General features: G+C 65.2%; 4 protein-coding genes. 1 reads left to right on the plus strand and 3 read right to left on the minus strand.

What is annotated here, in order from left to right; translation table 11 throughout:
- The coding region (locus JOZ00_RS08945; RefSeq protein WP_293342653.1) for a class I SAM-dependent methyltransferase at positions 1-566 on the plus strand (566 nt) is incomplete at its 5' end.
- Positions 567-584: 18 nt separating this feature from the next.
- On the opposite strand, the gene JOZ00_RS08950 is transcribed toward JOZ00_RS08945, so the two are convergent.
- From JOZ00_RS08950 to JOZ00_RS08960, 3 genes are all read right to left on the minus strand, one after another.
- Positions 585-1883 carry a hypothetical protein gene (locus JOZ00_RS08950; protein WP_293342662.1) on the minus strand — a complete coding sequence of 433 codons (1299 nt, stop codon included), beginning with the start codon at positions 1881-1883 and terminating at the stop codon, positions 585-587.
- 64 nt (positions 1884-1947) lie between these two features.
- Positions 1948-3684 carry an AMP-binding protein gene (locus tag JOZ00_RS08955; protein ID WP_293342656.1) on the minus strand — a complete coding sequence of 579 codons (1737 nt, stop codon included), beginning with the start codon at positions 3682-3684 and terminating at the stop codon, positions 1948-1950.
- 174 nt (positions 3685-3858) lie between these two features.
- The coding region (locus JOZ00_RS08960) for a hypothetical protein (protein WP_293342659.1) at positions 3859-4106 on the minus strand (248 nt) is incomplete at its 5' end.

Below are 4106 nucleotides of genomic sequence, written 5' to 3' on the forward strand. Positions count from 1 at the left end.
GTGTCCTGGAAGTCGGATGTGGACACGGCGGCGGAGCCTCCTACCTGATGCGCACCGTGCACCCCGCCTCCTACACCGGCCTTGACTTGAATCCGGCCGCTGTCGCCTTCTGCCGCAAACGCCACCAACTGCCCTTCCTGGATTTCGTGCAGGGCCACGCCGAGAACCTGCCCTTCCCGGACGAGTCGTTCGACGCGGTGCTCAATATCGAGTCCGCGAACAACTACCAGCAATTTCGCCAATTCCTGGCCGAGGTGGCACGCGTGCTCCGGCCGGGAGGACATTTCCTGTGCGCGGACCTGCGCCTGCGCGAACGTGTCGCCGACTGGGAGGCCGGACTGGCCGAAGCCCCGATCACGCAGCGGTCGCGGCGGGTCATCAACAAGGAGGTGCTGCGAGGGACGGAAATGAATGCCCCGCAGATGCTGAACCTGATCGACCGCGTCGTCCCGGGGGTTCTGCACCGGGTAGCGCGTGAGGCCGCGGGCGTGCCGGGGTCGCGGGTCTACCGTCGATTCGAAAGCGGCGAGGAGTCATACCGGATGTACTCGTTCAGCAAGGAGTGAGGGCACCGGACAGAACAATCAGTCGATCACGCCGGTCAGACCGAACTCCGACAGCGTGCGCGCCGCCAGCTCACGCAACTCATCCTTGGAGTCCTTGCCGTCGAGTTGGTAGGCGACGACGGCGATGAAGACCTGTCCCCCGATGCGGCCAGAGACCGTCAAAATCCCGCGGGGCCTGTCGAAGCTGTGCTGCGTGAAGCGTTGCCGCACACCGCGTATGAAGACTCGGTCGGCGTCGGTGCCGTCGGCCCGGCCCACCGCGGGGTCGATGTCGCCGATACTGGAGCAGCCGACGTCGGTGTAGCCATAGGCCACATCGGCCAGCTTTCTCATCACCGGCTTCGGCGTCAGCGGGGCCAGCGCGAGCAACTGCAGCAGCTCCTCCGGCGTCTCACGGAGAGTCTTCAGCGCCTGGCCGATAGCGCTACGGACATCGCGCAAATCCGTTGCCGCCTCGGCCGGGTCGACACGCAGGAGCATGAACGACAATGCGTTCGCCCGGGTATCGTCCTGCGTGCGGTCGCTGACCGGGAAGGATATCCCGACGGTGCCGTCACCGACGGCCGTGCACCCGGCGAGCTCCGCGAGCTTCGCGGCGAATCCGGCGAAGAGCGAATTATTGCTTCCGCCAAGCGCTTTCGCTCGTTCGTCCCAATCGTTGCGGTCCACGTAGATCGTGACCGCCGGAGCCAGCAGAGCGCCATTCCCGCTTCCCCGCTCCACGGCGACGGGTCGCGATCCGCGCACTCGGGCGACGTCGGACCCCCGACGCCGCGCCATTTGCACCGCGGCGACAAGTGCCCGCGCAATCGCGGGCGTCTCTCGCACGGTCTGATAGGCGTCCTGAACCGTCGCTCGCAGTCGGGTGCGCGACCGTGGCGGCGGATAGCCCAAGTCGGGGCTGTTGCCCGCGGCCGCATCGGCTATCGCCAGGCAGAACCCCAGCCCGTCGACCACCAAGTGCGATGCCACCAGGCTGATCGCTGTCGATCCGTCCGCGAAGCGCGCAACTCCGAGGTGCCAACTGGGCCCCGATTCCGGGTCGACACGAATCTGCCCGCGTTCGTCGGCCCACGCGCCGAGCTCACTGCGCGGTCGGGTGTGTTCGGCGAAATCGATGTCCGGGGAATTCGGTTCGGCCACCCACCGGTGACGCGCGAACGGCAGCGGAGAACGTTCGATCCGCCGGCCCAGTAGGCCGAATCCGAGGTTGCGGTGAAGGCGTCGCAGGCCGTCGAGGTCGACGGAGCGTTCATATATCCACACGCACTGCACGACCGTTCCCTGACCGGTGGCGCGCACCGAGAGAAACGACATCTGATCGGTGAGCGCGAGCCTGTTGTCCGGCAAGGCATTTCGTTCGGATGCGTTGGTCACGGCCCTAGGCGTCCAAGCGGACGAAATGCTCCTGCGTGTAATGCTCGACGCACGTCGCACGCCTGACTTTCCCGCTGGTGGTGATGGGAATCGAGCCCGGTGCCACCAGTACCAGGTCCGCGACCGCGAGGCCGTGCGAATTCGAGATAGCCGACGTCACTTCGCGCTTGACCGCGACCAGCTTGTTCTCCGCCTCGTCGTCGGCAGTGTCGCGCTTCTTGAATTCGAGGACCACCACCAGCTTTTCGGTGCCCTCGTCCGGAACCGCGATGGCCGCACACCGTCCGGGCGTAACCTCCTGAACTGTGGCCTCGATGTCGTCGGGAGAGTGGTTGCGGCCGTAGACAATCAGCAGGTCCTTCATGCGGCCGATGATGAACAGTTCGCCGTCGAAAAAGAAGCCCGAGTCCCCGCTTCTCAGCCATGGTTCCTGCGGTGTGCCGGCGGACGGGTTGACAAGCCTTCCGCCGAAGGTCTTTTCGGTTTCTTCGGGTCGCTCCCAGTAGCCGGTCGCGACGTTCTCGCCGTGGACCCAGATCTCGCCGACGGTTCCCGGCGGGCACTCGATGCCGCTGTCGGGATCGACGATGCGGATCGTCTGTGAACGCGGCACACCGTAGCTGACCAGCTGCGTACCGCTGTCGCTTGCACACTCCTTCGCATCGCCTACCGTCAGCTTGTCGGTTTCAAAGTGAACGGCTTTCGGGGGTTGTGCCGGCGCGCGGGTCGCGACGTAGACCGTCGCTTCCGCCAGGCCGTATGACGGCCTCACGACAGAGTCGCGAAGATTGAACTCGGCGAACCGGTCGGTGAAGCGCCGCACCGTCGCGGGCTGCACCCGCTCGGCCCCGCTCTGGATGATACGTACGTCGCCGAGATCCAGCCCGGCCATGTCCTCGTTCGACGTCTTGCGTACCGCCAGATCGAAAGCGAAGTTCGGCGCCGCCGAGAACACGTGAGAGTTGCTGGCCAGCAACTGCATCCAGCGGGCGGGGCGCTGCAGGAACGCCAGCGGGCTCGTGAAGACACTGCGGACGCCGGCCAGAATCGGTGCGCAGATTCCGAGGATCAAACCCAGGTCGTGGTAGAACGGCAGCCACGACACCGTCGTGGTTTCCGGCGGCGCAATCCCGCCGTACTCCAGAAAGTAGTCGGCGGTGATCTGACGGAAGTTCGCCAGCAGGTTCTTGTGCGAGATCATCACACCGGCCGGCCGGCGGGTGGATCCGGACGTGTACTGCAGGTAGGCCGTAGCGGTCCGGTCACGATTCCTGCTCGCCGCCGGCCTGGAATCCAAGTCCAGCGAGTCGATTTCGATGACCGACGGACCAGCGCCGTCGCCGCGCGCCGGAATGTAATTCGCGACGTCGCCGACAACCGACGACGTCGTCAGGATCACCGAGGGCGAGGTGTCTTGCAACACCGAATGGACACGCTCGTCGTGGGCGCCACCCGCCGGAGCCGAAAGCGGAACTGCGATAAGGCCGGCCTGCAACGCGCCAAGGAAGGCGGTGACGTACTCGAGCCCCTGGGGAGCCAATATCACCGCGCGGTCACCGCTCGTTGCGCAGCTCCTCAGCTCGGCCGCAACGTTCAGTGTCTGCCGGTACGCTTGGGACCACGTCAGATGTTTGCCGACGCCCTCCCAATCCTGTTCGTAGTCAACAAAGGTGAAAGCGGTGTCATTGGGCTGCATGCCGGCGCGCTCACGCAACACATCATGAATCGCGGATTCAAACACAGATACCTTGTCGCCTTCCCCCGCCTATCCCCCCGCAGGATCTCGCGGTCTCCCGGAGATCTTAGAGGTGACGGCCCAAGCGATTTCGGCTGGACTGGCTGCCACGAACACCACGCACCTTGAAGACGCACGGTTCTCTCACGAGAGCCGTTGTGCGGCATCAAACTTCAGATGTCAGAGCAGGCCGATCAGTTCCAGGTCGGTGACGTATTTGACGATCACCGGCGCGGAGACATGCGGGATGTCGTTGTCGGCACCGATCTTCGCCTGCTGCACCGCGGCACGGAAGCGGTCCGTGGGTGCGAACGCACCGTGGGCCGGCTGCGCGGGCTGCAGGTTCCTCGGGTCCTGCAACAGCAGGAGGAACATCTGCATCACCGAGTTCTGGCGCTGTCGGTCCGGCAGGGCTCGCAGTCCGGTCT

The organism is Mycobacterium sp. (genome assembly GCF_019243155.1).
Taxonomy (GTDB): Bacteria; Actinomycetota; Actinomycetes; order Mycobacteriales; family Mycobacteriaceae; genus Mycobacterium.

Excerpts from the sequence above, each read along its gene's own strand:
- JOZ00_RS08950 (WP_293342662.1), bottom strand. The coding sequence starts at position 1,883 with ATGTCGTTTCTCTCGGTGCGCGCCACCGGTCAGGGAACGGTCGTGCAG.